This is a genomic window from Sphingobium sp. HDIP04, assembly GCF_000445085.1.
Classification (GTDB): Bacteria; Pseudomonadota; Alphaproteobacteria; order Sphingomonadales; family Sphingomonadaceae; genus Sphingobium; species Sphingobium indicum.
The window spans coordinates 68,461-85,485 of the sequence record NZ_ATDO01000129.1; the positions used below are offsets into that span (position 1 = coordinate 68,461).

14 protein-coding genes are annotated in these 17,025 nt (G+C 67.0%); 8 read left to right on the forward strand and 6 right to left on the reverse strand.

Going from position 1 to position 17,025, the window contains the following annotated elements; all coding sequences use genetic code 11:
- The first annotated feature begins 1 nt into the window (after position 1).
- The 4 genes from L286_RS44545 to L286_RS44560 are packed head-to-tail and all read left to right on the forward strand — an operon-like array spanning position 2 to position 4,978.
- A complete protein-coding gene (locus tag L286_RS44545; RefSeq protein ID WP_020818818.1) occupies positions 2–1,354 on the forward strand; it encodes a hypothetical protein in 1,353 nt (450 codons plus the stop codon).
- Positions 1,351–2,490 carry a glycosyltransferase family 4 protein gene (locus L286_RS44550; protein WP_020818817.1) on the forward strand — a complete coding sequence of 380 codons (1,140 nt, stop codon included), beginning with the start codon at positions 1,351–1,353 and terminating at the stop codon, positions 2,488–2,490. The genes L286_RS44545 and L286_RS44550 overlap by 4 nt, the downstream gene beginning before the upstream one ends.
- Positions 2,487–3,239, forward strand: a complete 753-nt coding sequence (locus tag L286_RS44555; protein WP_020818816.1) for an FkbM family methyltransferase — start codon at positions 2,487–2,489, stop codon at positions 3,237–3,239. Before L286_RS44550 ends, L286_RS44555 begins: the two co-directional genes overlap by 4 nt.
- Entirely contained in the window at positions 3,239–4,978 is a 1,740-nt protein-coding gene (locus tag L286_RS44560; protein ID WP_007688457.1) for a hypothetical protein, read from the forward strand. The genes L286_RS44555 and L286_RS44560 overlap by 1 nt, the downstream gene beginning before the upstream one ends.
- Before the next feature lie 37 nt (positions 4,979–5,015).
- Here L286_RS44560 and L286_RS44565 read toward each other — a convergent pair whose 3' ends face one another.
- A complete protein-coding gene (locus L286_RS44565) occupies positions 5,016–6,758 on the reverse strand; it encodes an amidohydrolase (RefSeq protein WP_021223980.1) in 1,743 nt (580 codons plus the stop codon).
- A 53-nt stretch (positions 6,759–6,811) separates the two neighbouring features.
- Positions 6,812–7,681, reverse strand: a complete 870-nt coding sequence (locus tag L286_RS44570; protein ID WP_007688461.1) for an NAD(P)-dependent oxidoreductase — start codon at positions 7,679–7,681, stop codon at positions 6,812–6,814.
- 98 nt (positions 7,682–7,779) lie between these two features.
- On the opposite strand from L286_RS44570, the gene L286_RS44575 reads away from it, so the two are divergent.
- The 3 genes from L286_RS44575 (at position 7,780) to L286_RS44585 (ending at position 12,971) form a co-directional block, all read left to right on the forward strand.
- Positions 7,780–9,027 (forward strand): threonine ammonia-lyase, encoded by a 1,248-nt coding sequence (locus L286_RS44575; RefSeq protein ID WP_007688463.1) that lies wholly within the window; start codon positions 7,780–7,782, stop codon positions 9,025–9,027.
- A gap of 302 nt (positions 9,028–9,329) precedes the next feature.
- Complete coding sequence (locus L286_RS44580; RefSeq protein ID WP_013039885.1) at positions 9,330–10,148, forward strand: arginyltransferase; 819 nt, start codon at positions 9,330–9,332, stop codon at positions 10,146–10,148.
- A 300-nt stretch (positions 10,149–10,448) separates the two neighbouring features.
- On the forward strand, positions 10,449–12,971 hold the full coding sequence (locus L286_RS44585) for a sensor domain-containing protein (protein ID WP_013039887.1): 2,523 nt from the start codon (positions 10,449–10,451) through the stop codon (positions 12,969–12,971).
- A 458-nt stretch (positions 12,972–13,429) separates the two neighbouring features.
- Here L286_RS44585 and L286_RS0125040 read toward each other — a convergent pair whose 3' ends face one another.
- The 4 genes from L286_RS0125040 to L286_RS44600 form a co-directional block, all read right to left on the reverse strand.
- A complete protein-coding gene (locus L286_RS0125040; RefSeq protein WP_025160974.1) occupies positions 13,430–14,230 on the reverse strand; it encodes an RcnB family protein in 801 nt (266 codons plus the stop codon).
- Between the two features lie 108 nt (positions 14,231–14,338).
- Positions 14,339–14,824: a GAF domain-containing protein gene (locus tag L286_RS44590; protein ID WP_020818813.1), complete on the reverse strand. Its 486-nt coding sequence runs from the start codon at positions 14,822–14,824 to the stop codon at positions 14,339–14,341.
- Between the two features lie 41 nt (positions 14,825–14,865).
- Positions 14,866–15,291 (reverse strand): alternative ribosome rescue aminoacyl-tRNA hydrolase ArfB, encoded by a 426-nt coding sequence (arfB, locus tag L286_RS44595; RefSeq protein ID WP_020818812.1) that lies wholly within the window; start codon positions 15,289–15,291, stop codon positions 14,866–14,868.
- A 5-nt stretch (positions 15,292–15,296) separates the two neighbouring features.
- On the reverse strand, positions 15,297–15,974 hold the full coding sequence (locus tag L286_RS44600; protein WP_007688475.1) for an RluA family pseudouridine synthase: 678 nt from the start codon (positions 15,972–15,974) through the stop codon (positions 15,297–15,299).
- A gap of 68 nt (positions 15,975–16,042) precedes the next feature.
- Here L286_RS44600 and L286_RS44605 point away from each other — a divergent pair, with 68 nt between their 5' ends.
- Positions 16,043–17,005: an acyltransferase family protein gene (locus tag L286_RS44605; RefSeq protein WP_020818811.1), complete on the forward strand. Its 963-nt coding sequence runs from the start codon at positions 16,043–16,045 to the stop codon at positions 17,003–17,005.
- Positions 17,006–17,025 lie beyond the last annotated feature (20 nt).

The window sequence follows — 17,025 nt, forward strand, 5'->3', positions numbered from 1 at the left end:
CATGCCGCCCGGCAGCGCGCTTGCCCGGATGGAGGGATCGGCGCGCATCCTTGCCCTCATCAAGCTCGCCAATGTCGGGCTGACGCTGATCTGGGGCTTTGCCGTCACCTATGTCTTCGTGCGCGTCCTGCCGTTGCGCGAGTTCCAGTCCTTCCTGCTGCTGGTGGCGTTCGGCAATTTCACGATTTCCGCCGAATTCGGCCTTACCAGCATCATCTATGCGCGGCTGCGGCGGTATTGGCTGGGGAATTCGGGGCTGGGGAATTCGGGGCCGGGAAATTCAGGGCCGGAGAAGGGCGAGGCGGGCGGCTTCCGGCTGGAGGAAATGGGCGTGCTGTTCCTGTTCCTGGGCCTGCTGATGATCGGCGGCCTGGCTGTTCTGCTGGCCGCGCTGGCGGCGGGCGGGCTGCATACGGGCATGCCGCTTCTCTTCCTGCTTTTCTTCCTGTCCGCCTGTCTCAACCTGCCCGCCCTGCTCGCCAAGAGGGCGCTGGCGGCGGTGGACGGCAATTTCCTCTGGGAAGCGCTGGATTGCCTGCGCCGGGCGATGACCATCGCGCTGCTGCTGTTCATCCTGCAGGGGCTGGACCCGCGCATGTCCGTCGCCTTGCAGCTTTGCGTCAGCATCGCGGTGATCGGCTATGCCATCGCCCTGGTGCATCGGCGCCTGGGCATGCGGGCGCGGCACTGGCTGTCCTTCAGGGTCGGCGGCGGCCATGTCAGGCGCCATTATCTGCGGGACATCGGCGCTTCGGCGGCCTTCACCATTTCCGAAATCCTGGCCTATAACGCGCCTTATTTCACCATTGCCGCCGCGACCCAGGATGCGCGGCCGATGCTGGTCTTCGACTTCTTCTTCAAGATGTCCCGATCCCTTTCCATGCTGGTGAGGGCGATGGTGGAGGCGGCCTTGCCCCGGATCACCCGCGCCTTCCACGCCGGCGACCGGGCAAGGCTGCGCCAGTTGGTGACGCGGGCGCTCGGCGCGGCGCTATTCTTCGCGCTGGGCGCTTCGGCGGCCTTGCTGCTGCTGGGCGAGTGGCTGTTCGCAAAGCTGTTCGACGGCCGCGCCGCGATCGACCGGGTCGACCTGCTGCTGATCGGCGGCGCGCTGCTGGCGCTCGCCCTGATCTGCGTGTCCGTCTATGTGCAGGGCGCGCTGGGGCGGTTCAGGCTGCTGCTTGGCCGGTCCTTGCCCTTCCTTGCCGGGTCGCTGCTCAGCGTGCCGCTGGCCCGGATATTCGCGCCGGATCGGTTCGACCTCATGTTCCTGCTCCTCTACGCGCTGACCCTGTTCGTCGCGGCGTTCATCCACGGACTTTCGCTGCGCCAGTTGGTGGGGAAGCGCGGATGAAGGTCGCCATGTGCGATCCGTCGCTTTTCACCGGGCGCTATGACGACAGCCTCTGCGCCGCGATGGCGGGCGAGGGCGCGGAGGTCGCCTTGCTCGGCCGGCCGATGCGGGCGACGGACGCCATCGTGCCGCGGGGCTATCGCTACGAGCCGCGCTTCTTCCGCCGGAGCGAGGCGCTGCGCCGGCGCATGGGCGAAGGGCGGGCCTTCCGCCTGCTCAAGGCGGCGGAATATGGGCTCAGCTGCGCGCTGGGCGACCTTGCCCCGCTGGCCGGGGCGGATGTCGCGCATATGCAATGGCTGCCGCTCGCGCCGGCCGACCGGATCATGCTGCGGCGGTTGAAGGGCAGGACGGCGCTGGTCCACACGGTTCACAATGCCGATGCCTATCATGCCGACGCCGGGGTGCAGGGCAGGGGCTATCGCGGCCTGCTCGACATGTTCGACGCGCTGATCGTCCATGGCGGGACAACGCGGGAAGCGCTGGAGCGGCAGGGCGTCGATCCCAAGCGCATCCATGTGACTCCGCACCCGCCGATGCGGCTTGCGCCCGCCGGAGCGGAGGATCTGGCGCAGGTGCCGGATGCTATCCTGCCGCGCCTGCTGTTTTTCGGCACCATCCGGCCTTATAAGGGCGTCGACCTGCTGCTGGAGGCCTGCCTGTCGCTCTGGCGCGCCGGGCATCGCTTCGAACTGGCGCTGGCGGGCAAGCCCTTCATGGACATCGCCCCGCTGATCGAGCGTGTCCGCGCCGCGGGCTTTGGCGAGCGGCTGATCACCGATCTCGCTTTCCTCACGGAGCAGCGGCTCGACGCGCATATGGCGAAGGCGGACATATTGGCCTTCCCCTATCGGCATATCGACAGCAGCGGCGCTTTCCTGTCGGCCCTGCACCATGGCAAGGCCATGGTCACGTCGGACGCGGGCATGTTCGCCGACCTGCCGGAGGGGGTCGCCGCCAGGACGCCGGCGGGAAACGCGCCCGCGCTTGCGCAAGCCCTCTTGCCCCTCGTAGAAAGCGCGGCCATCAGGCAGGCTTTGGGAGCGCGCGCGCGCACCTATGGAGATTCAATGGGCAACTGGAAGGACATGGCCCTGGCCACCATCGCCATCTATCGCGGCGTGACCGGGAAATGAGCCGTCATATCCGGGAACTGCGCGACCGGGCGCTGGCGGTTCGGCTGGCGCTGGCGGGGCGGGTGCATCAATATCCCGAAATCCAGGCGCTGCGCCGTTTCCTGGGCGCCTTCGCGGTGGATTGCGTGTTCGACGTCGGCGCCAACCGGGGCCAATATGCGACGATGCTGCGCAGGGATGCGGGCTTTGGCGGCACGATATTGTCCTTTGAGCCCAATCCGGACATCTTTTCCGAACTGGAACGCAACGCCTCGTCCGACCGCCGATGGCATGTGTTCAACATGGCCCTGTCCGACTTCGACGGCATGGCGAGCTTCAACATCATGGCGGCCGACCAGTTCAGCTCGCTGAAGGCGCCGTCGGGGGAGCAGGACGCGATCTTCGCCGAGCGCAACAGGGTGACGCGCACGGTCGACATGCAATGCCGCCGGCTGGAAAGCCTGTTGCCTGACCTCAGGCGCGCCCACGGCTTTACCCGGCCTTTCCTGAAGATGGATACGCAGGGGCACGACCTGTCCGTCTGCGAAGGCGCGGGCGACGGGCTGCGCGACATGGCGGGCGTGCAGACCGAACTCGGCGTCCGGCCGATCTATGAGGGCGGAACCGGCTATCGCGCGATGATCGACTGGCTGGCGGAGCATGGCTTCGTCCCCTCCGCCTTCTTCGCCAACAACAAGGGGCATTTCCCCCTGCTGGTCGAGATGGACGGCATTTTCGTCAACCGGGCGCTGCTGCCGCGGGAAGGCTGATGTTCAATCGGTTGCGCCCCATCAGTGCCACCCGCCTGTTCCTTGCGGGCGCGATCGGGCTGACGCTGTGGCTGGGCGCGACTTTCCTCTGGCATGTGACCTACAGGCAGGGCATCAGCCTGGCGGTGATCCTGTTCCTCGACCAGGATTTTCCGGCGCTTCTGGGCGGATTGCTGCTGCTGACGCTGGCCGCGCCCTTCGCGGAGGGCATGGGCTGGCGCCTGCCGCCGCCGCGCGCGCGGGTGATGGTGCCGCTGGTGCTGTTCTTCGGCCTGGTGGCATGGGCGGGGCATTACTGGCTGTTCCAGGACTATTCCATCTCCCGCGACGAGGAGGTCGCCCGCTTTGCCGCCGCCTATATGCGGGAGGGTTTCCTGGCCCGCCCGATCCCGATGGAGTGGGAGGCCTATCGCCGGGCGATCATGCCCGAATTCTTCTCCCCCTTCGGCGCGGCGGATTATTGGACGGCGGCCTATCTGCCGGTGAACAGCGCGATCCAGGCGCTGTTCTGGCAGGCGGGCGACCCCAATCTGGCCGGGCCGGCGCTGCTGATGGCGGGGCTGTTCGCGCTGTGGCGGGTGGCGCTGCACCTGTTCCCCGACAGGCCGGACGCGGTGTGGGTGACGATGCTGCTGGGGCTGTCGTCGGCGCAGCTATGGGTCACGGCGATGACGCCCTATGCCATGACGGGGCATTTCGCGCTCAACATGGTCTGGCTGGCGCTGGTGCTGCGCGGCGGGGCGGTCGGGCATCTGGGCGCGGGCGTGGTCGCGCTGGCGGCGGCGGGGCTGCACCAATGGCATTTCCCGCCGATCTTCATCGCGCCCTTCATCCTCTGGATGCTGCTGGGACGGCGGTGGCGGGTCGCGATCTTCCACATGCTGGTGCTGGCGGTCGTCGTCATCGTCTGGGCGAAGCTATGGCCCGCCTTCCTGACCCACGCGCTGGGGCAGGCGACCGACGTGCGCCCTTCCGCAGGCGTGGCGGACAAGGTGGGCAGCCTGTTCGAGCGGCTGGGCGACCGCTGGCAGCCACTGGTCAATCTCAGCCGCTTCGCCGCCTGGAACAATATATTGATGGTGCCTCTGGCGACGCTGGGCGTGTTCGCGATGCGCTGGCGGGGGGCGATCCGGGGGCAGGAGATCGCGCTGCCGCTGGCGCTGGGCTGCTTTGCCGGATGCGCGCTCGCCCTGGCGCAGGGCTATGGCTGGGGCTATCGCTATGCCCATGGTTTCATCGGGCCTTTCTGCCTGCTGGCGGGCCTTGGCTGGGCGCGCTTCCGGACGGGCGCCATGCGGCCCCTGTTCCTGGGAACCGCCATCACCTTGCTCAGCAGCGCCTTCCTGGTGTGGCGGACGCACAGCTTCGTCGCGCCCTATGCGGCGAGCCACCGGATGATCGACGCGTCGCGGGCCGACGTCGTCCTCGTCGATCCGCGCGGCGGGCTTTACGTGACGGACCTGGTGCGGGGGCGCAACGGCGTGCCGGGCAAGCCGATGGTGATGAACCTTGGCATGCTGACGCTTGAGCAGGTGGACAATCTTTGCAGGAATTATGTGGTGGAACTGTTCGACCGCGCCGAATTCCGGCCGCTGGGCGTGCCGCTGGCGCGATGGAATCTGGGGCGCATGGACGCGCTGCGCGCGCATATGAAGGAGGAGGGCTGCGACAAGCCGGTGCAGCCGCCCCTGCCGGAGACGGAGGAAGAGGCCTTCAACGCGGCGGGGGATGTGCTGTAACGCGCCGTGCTCCCGCCTGCGCAGGAGCGCATCGCTTCTACTGCCCCTTCACATAGACCCGCTTGCCGCCGATCCACGTTTCCAGCACTTGCGTGCCCCGAATCTCGGCGGGGCTGGAGGTGGAAATGTCCCGGTCGATCAGCAGGAAATCCGCCCGTTGGCCCGGCGCCAGGCTGCCGAAGCGCTTTTCCGCGAAGGCCGCATAGGCCGCCGTCCGGGTGAAAGCGTCCAGCGCCGCCTCCAACCGAACCCGCTGTTCCGGCATCCAGCCGCCCGCCGGTTGGCCCGACGCATCCTCCCGCGTCATGGCGGCGGCGATTCCGGAGAAGGGATTGGGGCTTTCCACCGGCACGTCCGACCCGAAGGCGAGCGGCACGCGATTGTCCAGCATCGCCTTCCACGCATAGGCGCCCTTCAACCGCGCCTCGCCCAGCCGCGCCGTCGCCATGCGCCAGTCGGACGTCTGGTGCACCGGCTGCATGGAGGCGACGATGCCGAACTGGCCGAAGCGCGGCAGTTCGGCCGGGTCGACGATCTGCGCATGTTCGACGCGCCAGCGCCGGTCGCCCTTGTAGGTTTCGCTCAGTTCCTGCACCGCGTCCAGCACTTCGCTGTTGGCCGCGTCGCCGATGGCGTGGACCGCGATCTGGAAATTGTCCATCGCCGCCCGGCTCATGATGTTGCGAAGCTGGGTGGAAGGGATCATCGGCAGGCCGCGCTGCCCCGGCGCATCGGCATAGTCGGCCTTCAGCCAGGCCCCCCGCGATCCGAGCGCGCCGTCCAGGACCAGCTTGATCCCGCCCATGCGCAAATGATCGTCATAGAGCCAGGGCGTCGGTTCCGGCCCGGCGATCAGCACCATGTTCTCAAGGCCGAGGGCATAGGACATGATCCGCACCCGCAGCGCGCCGCGATCCGCCGACCGGCGAAAGGCCTGCCAGTCGTCGATGCTGGTGCCCATGTCGGCAATGCCGGTGATGCCCTGCCGCAGCAGCGCCTGCTGCGCCTTTTCCAGCGCGATGTCGCGGTCCTTGGGCGCCGGGGGCGGCACCACGCGGGTGATCAGCTCCATCGCCTTGTCGACGAACACGCCGGCGGGCTTCCCCGCCGCCATTTCGATCCGCCCGCCGGCGGGCGCCCTGGTCGCGGCGGTGACGGCCGCCGCCTTGATCGCCAGCGAATTGGCCCAGCCCGCATGGCCGTCCACCCGTTCCAGCCAGACCGGAACGTCGCTGACGGCGGCATCCAGTTCGGCCGCCGTCGGAAAGCGGCCCAGGCCCCAAAGCTCCTGGTTCCAGCCCGTGCCGATGATCCATTTGCGGCCCGTATTGGCGGCGGCATAGGCCCGGATCTTCGCCTGCGCCTCCGCCAGCGATTTGGTGTCCGACAGGTCTAGCGTGATCAGCGACAGGCCATAGCCCATCACATGCCCATGCGCGTCGATCAGGCCGGGGATCAGCGTCCTGCCGCCCGCGTCCAGCTTGAAGTCGGGGCGCTTGGGCTGGGCCTGTTCCGGTTCGTTCCGCTTCCGCTTGCGGGGGCGCGGCTGCTCCGGTTCCCGGTAGCGGTCGGGCAGCAGCCTTTCCACCTTGCCCTCATCGTCGATGGTGAGCGCCCGGAAACGCACCAGCCGGCCGTCGGCGTCCAGCGCGATGCCGTTCACATTGTCGATGATGCCCGACGCGAGCGCGGGGACGGGAAGCGCCAGGGCGAGGGCGGTGGCGAGGGTGGCAAGGGCGATGGCGCGGCCGTTCCCGCACAGCTTGCCGCAGGGGCGCATTGTCGCTGGGCCAGGCCCAGGGCGAAGGGCGCTGCGGGTCATGCCGGCCTTGTTCATGCCCGCGTGATCCGCCGGACGAGCGCGCTGGTGTCCTGCCGGTGGCCGCCCATCGCCTGCACATCGGCATAGAATTGGTCGATCAGCGCCGTCACCGGCAGGGTCGCGCCATTGGCCCGCGCCTCCTCCAGCGCCAGCCCCAGATCCTTGCGCATCCAATCCACCGCGAAGCCGAAATCGAAACTGTCCGCCGCCATCGTCTTCCAGTGCTTGTCCATCTGCCAGCTTTGCGCCGCGCCGCCCGAAATCGCGTCGAACAGCTTGTCCAGGTCCAGTTCCGCCGCCTGCGCGAAGCGCAGCGCTTCGGCCAGGCCCTGCACGACGCCCGCGATGCAGATCTGGTTCACCATCTTGGCGGTCTGGCCCGCGCCCGCCTTCCCGACATGGACGATGCGCGGCGCATAGGCCTGCATCACGATCCGGGCCGCCGCGACCGCCGGTTCGCTGCCCCCGCACATGACCGCCAGGCTGGCCTTTTCCGCCCCGGCCTGACCGCCCGTCACCGGGGCGTCGACGCAGTGCAGCCCTCGGCTTTCGCCCTCCACGAACAATTGCCGCGCGATCCGCGCCGATACCGTGGTATGATCGATGAAGAGGCCGCCCGGCTTCATCGAGCGGAAGGCGCCGTCGCGGCCCAGGGTGATCTGGCTCAGATCGTCGTCGGTGCCGACGCAACTGATGACGATCTCCGCATCCTCGGCCGCCTTGGCCGGGTTGATCGCGACCGCGCCGCCATAGGCCTCCGCCCAGCGCTTCGCCTTGCCGATGGAACGGTTGTAGACGGTCAGTTCATGCCCCGCCTTCGCCAGATGCCCCGCAATCGGGCCGCCCATGACGCCTAGGCCGATAAACGCGATTTTAGCCATATGCCTCGATCAGTTGGATGCGCGCCCCGCAAGCCATAGGCAGAGTTTTCCGTCAGTGCCAGTTCCTTCCGCCGCAATTTTAAGCTAGGTGGCGCGCCATGAACACGCTGAGCAAGATAGAGAGCGCCGTGCCGCTGCCCATTTCCGTCGACGACATACTGGCGGCGCGGGTGCGAATTTCGGGCTCCGTCGTGCATACGCCGACGCTGGTCAGCCAGACGCTGTCGGCCATGTTCGGCTGCAAGGTGTATCTGAAGTTCGAGAATCTCCAGTTCACCGCCGCCTACAAGGAGCGTGGGGCGCTCAACCGATTGCTTCAGTTGGACGAGGAGGCGAAGGGGAAGGGCGTGATCGCCGCGTCTGCCGGCAATCATGCGCAGGGCCTTGCCTATCACGGCAGGCGGCTGGGCGTGCCCGTCACCATCGTCATGCCCAACACCACGCCCACGGTGAAGGTCACCCAGACGCAGGGCCATGGCGCGACCGTCGTCCAGTTCGGCGAGAAGTTCGACGACGCCTATGCCCATGCCCGCGAACTGGAGGTGCAGCAGGGCCTGACCTTCGTCCACCCCTTCGACGAGCCGGACATCATGGCCGGGCAGGGGACGGTCGCGCTGGAGATGCTGGAGGACGCGCCGGAGATCGACACGCTGATCGTGCCCATCGGCGGCGGCGGCCTGTTTTCGGGCATGGCGACGGCGGCCAAGGCGATGAAGCCCGACATCAAGGTCTATGGCGTGCAGGCGGAGCTTTATCCGTCGATGTACGACTATATCAAGGGCGCGAACCTGCCCTGCGACGGCGACACGCTGGCGGAGGGCATCGCCGTCAAGGAGCCGGGCGAACTCACCCGCCGCTTCGTCGAGCGGCTGGCGGACGACGTGCTGCTGGTCAGCGAGCGCCATCTGGAGGAAGCGGTCAGCCTGTTGCTCCAGATCGAAAAGACCGTGGTGGAGGGGGCGGGCGCCGCCGGCCTGGCCGCGCTGCTGACGCACAAGGAACTGTTCGCCGGGCGCAGCGTGGGGCTGATCCTGACGGGCGGCAATATCGATACGCGGCTGCTGGCCAATGTGCTGCTGCGCGACCTGGCGCGATCGGGCCGGCTGGCGCGGCTGCGCATCATCCTTCAGGACCGGCCGGGCGCGCTGTTCCATGTGGCGCGCATCTTCGACCAGGAAGCGGTCAACATCCTGGAACTGTCGCACCAGCGGATCTTCACCAATCTGCCGGCCAAGGGCCTGAGCCTCGACGTGGAATGCGAGACGCGGGACGGCGCCCATCTGGAACGCCTGATCGCCGCCCTGCGCCAGGTGGGCTATGAGGTCGCGCCGATCGAGGTGGCTTAGCGGATTTGCGGCGAAGGGTGGAAAGCCGCCAATCCCCATTTCGTCACCCCGGGCTTGACCCGGGGTCCCGCTTTCTTTCTGAGTCCGCGCCCGGCTCAAGGCAGCGGGACCCCGGGTCAAGCCCGGGGTGACGGAAAACTGATGACCGCAACTGGCCATTTCCCGCCTATCGCGCAAACCTCCAGTCTCTTCTCTGCCGCTTAACCAATTTTCGTGGTAAATAAACTTTTCACAGCCGCTCGCGAACGGCATAGTCGACTCATGAATCAGGGGTCGGGCAGCGCTGTGGGGGAGATGCGGTCGTGAGTGCGCCTTTCCGCTTTCCGCGCTTTTTCGTCACTAATCCCAGCCCCTGCCCCTATCTGCCCGGCAAGAGCGAGCGGAAGGTGTTTACCGAACTCAGCGGCGACAACGCGTCCGAACTGAACGACGCCCTTGGCCGCATCGGTTTCCGCCGCAGCCAGAACGTCGCCTATCGCCCCAGTTGCGCGGATTGTTCCGCCTGCGTGTCCGTGCGCGTCGTCGCGGGCGAGTTCGAACCCAACGCCACCCAGCGCAAATTGCTGCGCCGGAACGAAGACCTGGTCATCACCGCCTGCAAGCCCTGGTCGACGGAGGAGCAGTTCGAACTGCTCCAGCGCTATCTGCGCGCCCGGCATCCCGGCGGCGGCATGACCGAAATGGACGAAATGGACTTTGCCGACATGGTCGAACAGACCCCGGTGGAAAGCCATGTCGTCGAATATCGCGAACCCGGCGAGAATGGCCGTCCCGGCAGGCTGATCGGCGCCTGCCTGACCGACCGGCAGGGCGATGGCCTGTCGATGATCTACAGCTTCTTCGATACGGAGCTGGAGCATCGCAAGGGGCTGGGCAACTTCATCATCATGGACCATATCCTGCGCGCGGCGAAGGCGGGGTTGCCTTATGTCTATCTCGGCTATTGGGTCGAGGGATCGCAGCGGATGCAGTACAAGATCCGCTATCGTCCGCTCGAACGGCTGAGCCGCAACGGCTGGGCGCGGTTCGACCCGCAGGAGCAGGCGCAGGCGGCGCGGCAGGCGGAAAGCCGCGACGATCCGGCCTTGCCCCGCGAACTGGCGGCGATCTTCCGCAAATAAAACCCGATGGCCACCGGGGACAGGCCGGGCGCAGGCTGTATCGACATTCGGCCCTGGCGGCCTGCAAATGGTTGAAGCGAGTCACGCGCTTCGCTTCAAGAGTCGCGAAAAGCCGCCAATTTTCGGCTCGTCATCTTCAAAATGCCGATTCAGCCCAGGGACGTCTTCGCATGGCCGGCCCGGAACGGCTTTGCGTCATCATGGATTTATTACGTACTACGCTATTGGAAAGCTTATTTAACTTTTTCCGTTACTGCTTTCCGATGGGTTGCGGAAATAGCGATGGATCAGGGTCGATAGATGGACCGTTTTGCTGATCGCAGATTTGGGGAATTTGCCTCCGGACTGGCTCGGGAAGGGCTGGGATGGGATTCATTCTTCTATCGCAACGAACTCTCCTTCTCCCCTGTTTTCCAGCGCGTTTCGCCGCCGCTGATTCGCTGGATCGCCGACCGTCGCGGCCGCATATTGTCGCGGGAGATCATGTCGGACCTCTTCGCCCGTCATTTTTCCGGCGACATCACCGGCAATGGCTGGCGCGCCATGCTGGACAGGCATGACTGGAAGGCGCTGGCCGACGCGGCCAGGCGCTCCGCCCGGCCAGATCCCGTTCCCGTCCGGATGCGCACGCTGGCCGGAGAGACCAGGACGGGGATCGTGCGCATGACGCTGGTCGCGGAACCCGATGAGGCGCCGCTGTGGTACGGAACGATAGAGGACATAGACGAGCGCCACGACCTTGACCGCCACGCATTGGCGGCCGCCCTGGCGGAAAGCCGGCAGCATTATCGCTGGTCGGTCGAACTCAGTCCCCAGGTTCCCTGGACGGCATCGGCGAGCGGCGACATCGAAGAGGTGGGCCCTCGCTGGCAGGAACTGACCGGCATTGCCCCGGCGCGCGCGCGGGGCAGGGGATGGATCGATTCGCTGCATCCCGACGATGTCGACCGGACGCTGGCCGTCTGGTCGGAAAAGCTGCGCACCGGCGATCCCGTCGATGTCGACTACCGGCTGCGCCTTTCCGACGGCGGCTATCGCTGGATGCGCTCCCGCGCATCGGCGCGGCGGGACGCGAAGGGCCGGATCGTGCGCTGGTACGGCACGCTGGAGGATATTCACGCGCAGAAGCTGGCGCAGCGCGAACTGGCCAACAGCGAGGAGCGCTTCCGCCTGGCGGTGCAGTCGGCGCGGCTGGGCATATGGGATTTCGACGCGGTCGCCGGCACGCGGACATGGTCGCGGGAATTCCGGACCATGCTGGGCCTGTCCGACACCGAACCGGCGACCAGCGAACTGGCATTGCGGCTGGTGCACCCGGAGGACCGGCCGCGCCTTGCCGAAATGCTGGACGTCGTCGCGAGCGAGCGCATGCCGCCGCATTTCGAGGCCACGCTGAGGGTGTACAGGGCCGATACCGGCGCCCTGCGCTGGATAAAGAGCGTTGGCTGGAGCAGCTTTTCCGATTCCGGCAAGCCGCTGCGCGTCATCGTCACTTTCCAGGATGTGACCGAGGAGAGAAACAGCGAGGAACGCATACGCTGGGCCGCCACGCACGATCCGATGACGCGCATGCCCAATCGGGCGCTGTGGCAGGCGACATTGGAGGAGATGACGGAGCAGGCGCGGCGGACGGGGGAGAGCTTTGGCCTCATCCTGGTCGACATCGACGACCTGAAGCGGACCAACGACACGCTGGGCCATGATGCGGGCGATGCGCTGCTCTGCGGTTTTGCGCAGCGTTTCGCCTCCTGCGCGCCGGCCGATGCCATGATCGGACGGCTGGGCGGCGACGAGTTCGGCATGATTGCGCCCTCGCTGGCCAGCAGCGCGGCGCTTTCGGCGTGGAGCGCCGAATTGCTGGGCGGGGTGCGGGTGCCCTATGTCCATAATGGGCGGTCGCTCGACTATGGGATCAGCATGGGCGGCGCGGTCTTCGGCGAACATGGCGAGGACGCGGCGGAATTGCTGAAGGCGGCGGACCTGGCGCTCTATGCGTCCAAGTCCACCGGGCGGGGGCGGCTGACGCTGTTCCAGTCGCAATTGCGCGCCGACGCGCAGCAGCGCAGTTCGATGATCCACATGGCGCGCCAGGCGATCGTGGACGATCTGGTCGTCCCCTATTACCAGCCCAAGGCGGACATGCGGACCGGCCGGATTTTGGGCTATGAGGCGTTGCTCCGCTGGGAGCATCCCCGCACCGGCGTGCATTCGCCCGACACCATCGCCGCGGCTTTCGACAATGCCGAACTGGCGGTCGAACTCACCGAAAAGATGCTGGCGAAGGTCGTCCGCGACGTCGACCGATGGCTGCGCGCAGGCCATGATCCGGGCCGGGTCGCCATCAACGCGTCCGCCGCCGATTTCATTCAGCATGATTTCGCCGACTATGTCCTCGCGCATCTGGCGCGCTGCGCCGTCCCGCCGCAGCAGTTCGAGATCGAGGTGACGGAGACCGTTTTCCTGGGCCGGGGCGCCGAACAGGTTGAGCGGGCGCTGCACCGCCTGTCGTCGGCGGGCGTGCGGATCGCGCTGGACGATTTCGGCACCGGCTACGCATCGCTCAGCCATTTGAAGCAATATCCGGTCGACGTGCTGAAGATCGACCGCAGTTTCATCAGCAATATCGAGCAGGATGCGGGCGACGCGGTCATCGTCGACGCCATCGTCAAGCTGGGCAGCAGCCTGGGCATGGAGGTGGTGGCCGAAGGCGTCGAAACCGCCGGGCAGGTCGAGATGCTGATCGCGCGCGGCTGCACCATCGGCCAGGGTTACCTGATGGGAAGGCCCCGGCCCTGGGCGGCGGTGCGCTCGCGCGCTGCCTAGGGCATCGTGCGTTCAACGGATCCCGCCATTTGCGCTGACTAGGCAGCGTGGACAAATTCAAGACTCGCCGGACTGAGTGATTTGAGTGGGGAGTGGACGTTCCCCTATTCGTCACGCCTCCCTCTATTCGTCACCCCGGGCTTGACCCGGGGTCCCGCTGCCTTGGACGAGGCGCGGCACTTAGAAGGAAAGCGGGACCCCGGGTCAAGCCCGGGGTGACGGAAAACTGATGACTGCTATTGGCCATTTCCCGACATTTTCGAATTTGTCCACGCTGCCTAGCCACTGCGGCGGTCGACAGGCTCGGTCCCTGCTCAGCGCGAATATTGCGCGATGCTCCAGTTCCGTTTCGCATGGTGGAAGCGCAGCGTGTTCCTGCGAAGGCAGGAACACGGTTCGGCTTGAACGCCGGCTTTCCGCTCGAATCCGTCCCGCGATACCGGGGCAGTGGATCTGTTCTACCGTCCCCTGCGCCTGCGGACCGGAACTTCGGTCACATAGGTGCGGGTGGTGGTGACGGCGGGCTGGATCACGACGGTCGTGGTGGTGGCGCCCGGATAATAATAGCCGCCCGATATGAAGCCCGGCGCCTGCGTCGTCGTGACGACGGGTTCTCCCGGACCGCCATGCCGCTCCGTCCGGTTCGGCCTGGCGGCATAGGGCGGCGGGTCGAAATCGACGCCCGGTCCACCCTGGACCTGCCCTTCGAAACGGCCTTCATAATCGCCGCTGAAGGTCTTGCCGTCCTTGTCGCGCCAGGTGCCGCTCCAGCGCCCTTCATAGCCGAGCGGCGGCGGAGGCGGGCCATCCCGCGCGGTGACTTCGTCATCATAGCGCAGGCCAGGCGGCGGCGCGTCGCCCGCCTCCTCCCATGCGACGCCGCTGCGATAATCGCGCACGCGGCCGTCCCGGTCGGTCATCACCGCATCGTCATAATAGCGCGACCAGCCATGGCCGCTGACGGGCGCCGGCAGCCCATAGGCGCCATGGTCGCGGATATGATAGGCAGGGCTGATCCAGTAGCGCGGCAGCACATAGCCCACCACCGGCCGGCGATAGGCCGCCCAGCCGCCCGGCGCGTACCAGCCCGCGTGCCAGCGGCCCTGATGGCGCGGACCCCAGCGGTGAACCGTCGCGCCCGCATGCATTGGCGCTCGGGCGGCGATGGCTCCGCCCCTGGCCGGCCCGTTCGCGGAAACCGGCGCCGTCAAACCGATCGCCAGGCCGGCGCCGGCCAGGATGAAGCTCCGGATATGCATGCTCGAATCCCTGCTTTCGGCTGATATGTTAACGACTTGTTTAGCATGATGGACGGCCGCCATCCAAGCGTCGGCATTTTCAGGCCTGTCCCGAAAAGGGGCAGGCCCCTAAACCAGACGCGGCGCGATCCGCCCGACCAGCGCCTCCAGCCCCCTTCTGTCCGCACTGTCGAAGCGCGCCGGGATCGGGCTATCCAGGTCCAGCACGGCGACGACCCGGCCTTCGACGATCACCGGCACGACGATTTCCGATGCGCTGGCGGCGTCGCAGGCGATATGGCCGGGAAAGGCGTGCACGTCCTCCACCAGTTGCGTCTGGCCGCTGGCCGCCGCGGCGCCGCAGACGCCCTTGCCCAGCGGGATGCGGATGCAGGCGGCCTTGCCCTGAAAGGGGCCAAGGACCAGTTCGCCGTCCACCATCCGGTAAAAGCCCGCCCAATTGAGGTCGGGCAGGAATTGCCAGATCAGGGCGGAGACATTGGCCATATTGGCGATGGCGTCAGCCTCGCCCGCCGTCAGCGCATCGGCGGCGGAGAGCAGGTCTTCGTGGAGCGGGGCCTTGTCGGCACCGGCCGGAGGAGAAAAATCGAACATGGCCGGCATATAGGGTGTGGCGCGGGTGCAGGCCAGCCCGGTTAATCCAGCCTTACCTTGCCGCGTCCGGCCTTGACCGAACTGCGCGCCTTCTTGGCGTCGACGCGCCGCGCCTTGGCGGCCTTGCCCGGCCTGGTCGCCTTGCGCGCCTTGGGCACGATGGTGGCTTCCCGGATCAGTTCCACCAGCCGGTCCAGCGCCTCCTGCCGGTTCAGGAGCTGCGACCGCGATCCTTCGGAGCGGAGGATCAGCACCCCATCCGCCGTCATTCGCCGCCCGGCGATGACCGCCAGCCGGTTCTTGACCGCCTCCGGCAGCGACGGGCTGTTCGCCACGTCGAAGCGCAGTTGCACCGCGCTGTCGGTGGTGTTCACATGCTGGCCGCCGGCCCCCGTCGAGCGGACGAAACTTTCCGTCAGTTCGTCGCTGTCGATGGAGATCGACCGGGTGACGGGGATGCGGGGCAAGAGCGCTAAAGCCCGGCCTGTTCGAGCAGTTCCTGCCCGAAGCCCGCCGCCGCAAAGGTCGCGGGCAGGGGGGCGGTCGCCTCCGCCGGCGGCTTTTCCCCGCGGGGAATGCTGAGAAAGCGGCTGTGCAGCAGCATCGGCCCCTGACCCGATCCATAGACCGGATCGCCCGCAATGCCGAAGCCCAGGCCATGCAGCGCATGGGTCCGGATCTGGTGGGTGCGTCCGGTGCGAGGGGTGAAGACGATCAGCGCCCGTCCGTCCTTTTCCACGATCTTGCGCCATTCGGTGAACGCGGCCTTGCCCGCCTTCGCCGGGATCATCCGCCAGCCCTGGGCAGGCGTGCTGACCTTCTTGAGCGACAGGTCGATGGCGCCGCTGTCCTCCGCCGGGACGCCGTCCACCACCGCGACATAGCGCTTCGCGACTGTCCCAGCCTCGAAGGCGGCGGCGAAGCGCTTGTGCGCCTTGGGATTGCGGGCGAGCAGCAGGCAGCCGCTGGTGTCGCGGTCCAGCCGGTGAACCGGCAGCGGCCAGCGCTGGAAGCCGAAGGTCAGCGAGGACAGGTGGTTTTCCAGCGAAAGCGACCCGTCACGCGGCGCGTCGACGGGCAGGCCCGCCGGCTTGTCAAGGATGATGGCCTCGCCATCGATGAACAGAACTCGGTCATGAAGCAGGGACAAGGGGCGTTTTTCCGTAAATGCAGGGCAGCGATTGACGCGCGTGCGGCTTCCTATAGGGCGTGGAGGGCATGGAGAACAGGGGGCATGAGGCGCATCCGCCGGGCGGAGGGCGGCTGGAATGGATCGATGTCGCGCGCGGCATCGGGATCGTCGCCGTGGTCGTCGGCCATGTGTGGACGCGCGACGGGCTGCGCGATGCGATGTACAGTTTCCACATGCCGCTGTTCTTCCTGCTGTCGGGCCTGCTGTCCCGCCCGCAGCCGGCGGGACGCTTCGCCCGCCGCCAGCTTGCGTCGCAGATGCGGCCCTATGCGGCTTTCCTGATCCTGCTGATCCTGGCGGACCAGATCATAGAGACGATGAAGGGCGGCAGGCCGATCTTCCATGACTGGCCGGGGGATCTGGCGCCGATAATGCTCGGCGGCTCCTGGCTGCGGGGACCGTTCACCATCTTCTGGTTCGTGCCCTGCCTGATGATGGCGCGCATCCTGTTCAACATGGCGCTGGCCCGCTGGCCAGACCCGCTCGACCGGCGCTGGGCGCTGCTGATGCTGCCGGTGCTGCCGATCGCCTATGGCGTGGGGCGGTTCGCCGGCCTGTCGCCGCTGGGCATGCTGACCGTGCCCATGGCGCTGGTCCTGCTCTGGGTGGGGGCGGCCTGGCAGCGCGTGAACTGGCGAGGCTGGATGCTGGCGCCGCTGGTCCCGCTGTCGCTGGCCGGGCTGACGGCGCTGCTGCCGACGCTCAACATGAAGGCCGCCGACTATGGCTGGCCCCTGCTGTCCATCGGATCGGCCGTGGCGACCAGCCTGCTGCTGTTCCGCCTTTCGGTGCGGATCGCGCCTTTCAGCGGCTGGATCGCCGCCATCGGGCGAGCGTCGCTGGTGATCATGTATCTCCATGTCGCGGTGATCCACTATCTCTCGCCCTATATGGGCAAGCCGTGGCTGCTGGCGCAGGCGCTGCTGATGCCGATCGCCGCCTATTATCTGATCCGGGCCGTTCCCGGCGCGCGAAGGATTTTCCTTTAGGCTGTATCGACAAATTCAAG

What these genes read in the sequence shown, in the direction of transcription:
- L286_RS44545 (WP_020818818.1), top strand. Translation starts at nt 2, where the DNA reads ATGCCGCCCGGCAGCGCGCTTGCCCGGATGGAGGGATCGGCGCGCATC.
- L286_RS44550 (WP_020818817.1), top strand. Translation starts at nt 1,351, where the DNA reads ATGAAGGTCGCCATGTGCGATCCGTCGCTTTTCACCGGGCGCTATGAC.
- L286_RS44555 (WP_020818816.1), top strand. Translation starts at nt 2,487, where the DNA reads ATGAGCCGTCATATCCGGGAACTGCGCGACCGGGCGCTGGCGGTTCGG.
- L286_RS44560 (WP_007688457.1), top strand. Translation starts at nt 3,239, where the DNA reads ATGTTCAATCGGTTGCGCCCCATCAGTGCCACCCGCCTGTTCCTTGCG.
- L286_RS44565 (WP_021223980.1), bottom strand. Translation starts at nt 6,758, where the DNA reads ATGCGCCCCTGCGGCAAGCTGTGCGGGAACGGCCGCGCCATCGCCCTT.
- L286_RS44570 (WP_007688461.1), bottom strand. Translation starts at nt 7,681, where the DNA reads ATGGCTAAAATCGCGTTTATCGGCCTAGGCGTCATGGGCGGCCCGATT.
- L286_RS44575 (WP_007688463.1), top strand. Translation starts at nt 7,780, where the DNA reads ATGAACACGCTGAGCAAGATAGAGAGCGCCGTGCCGCTGCCCATTTCC.
- L286_RS44585 (WP_013039887.1), top strand. Translation starts at nt 10,449, where the DNA reads ATGGACCGTTTTGCTGATCGCAGATTTGGGGAATTTGCCTCCGGACTG.
- L286_RS0125040 (WP_025160974.1), bottom strand. Translation starts at nt 14,230, where the DNA reads ATGCATATCCGGAGCTTCATCCTGGCCGGCGCCGGCCTGGCGATCGGT.
- L286_RS44590 (WP_020818813.1), bottom strand. Translation starts at nt 14,824, where the DNA reads ATGTTCGATTTTTCTCCTCCGGCCGGTGCCGACAAGGCCCCGCTCCAC.
- L286_RS44605 (WP_020818811.1), top strand. Translation starts at nt 16,043, where the DNA reads ATGGAGAACAGGGGGCATGAGGCGCATCCGCCGGGCGGAGGGCGGCTG.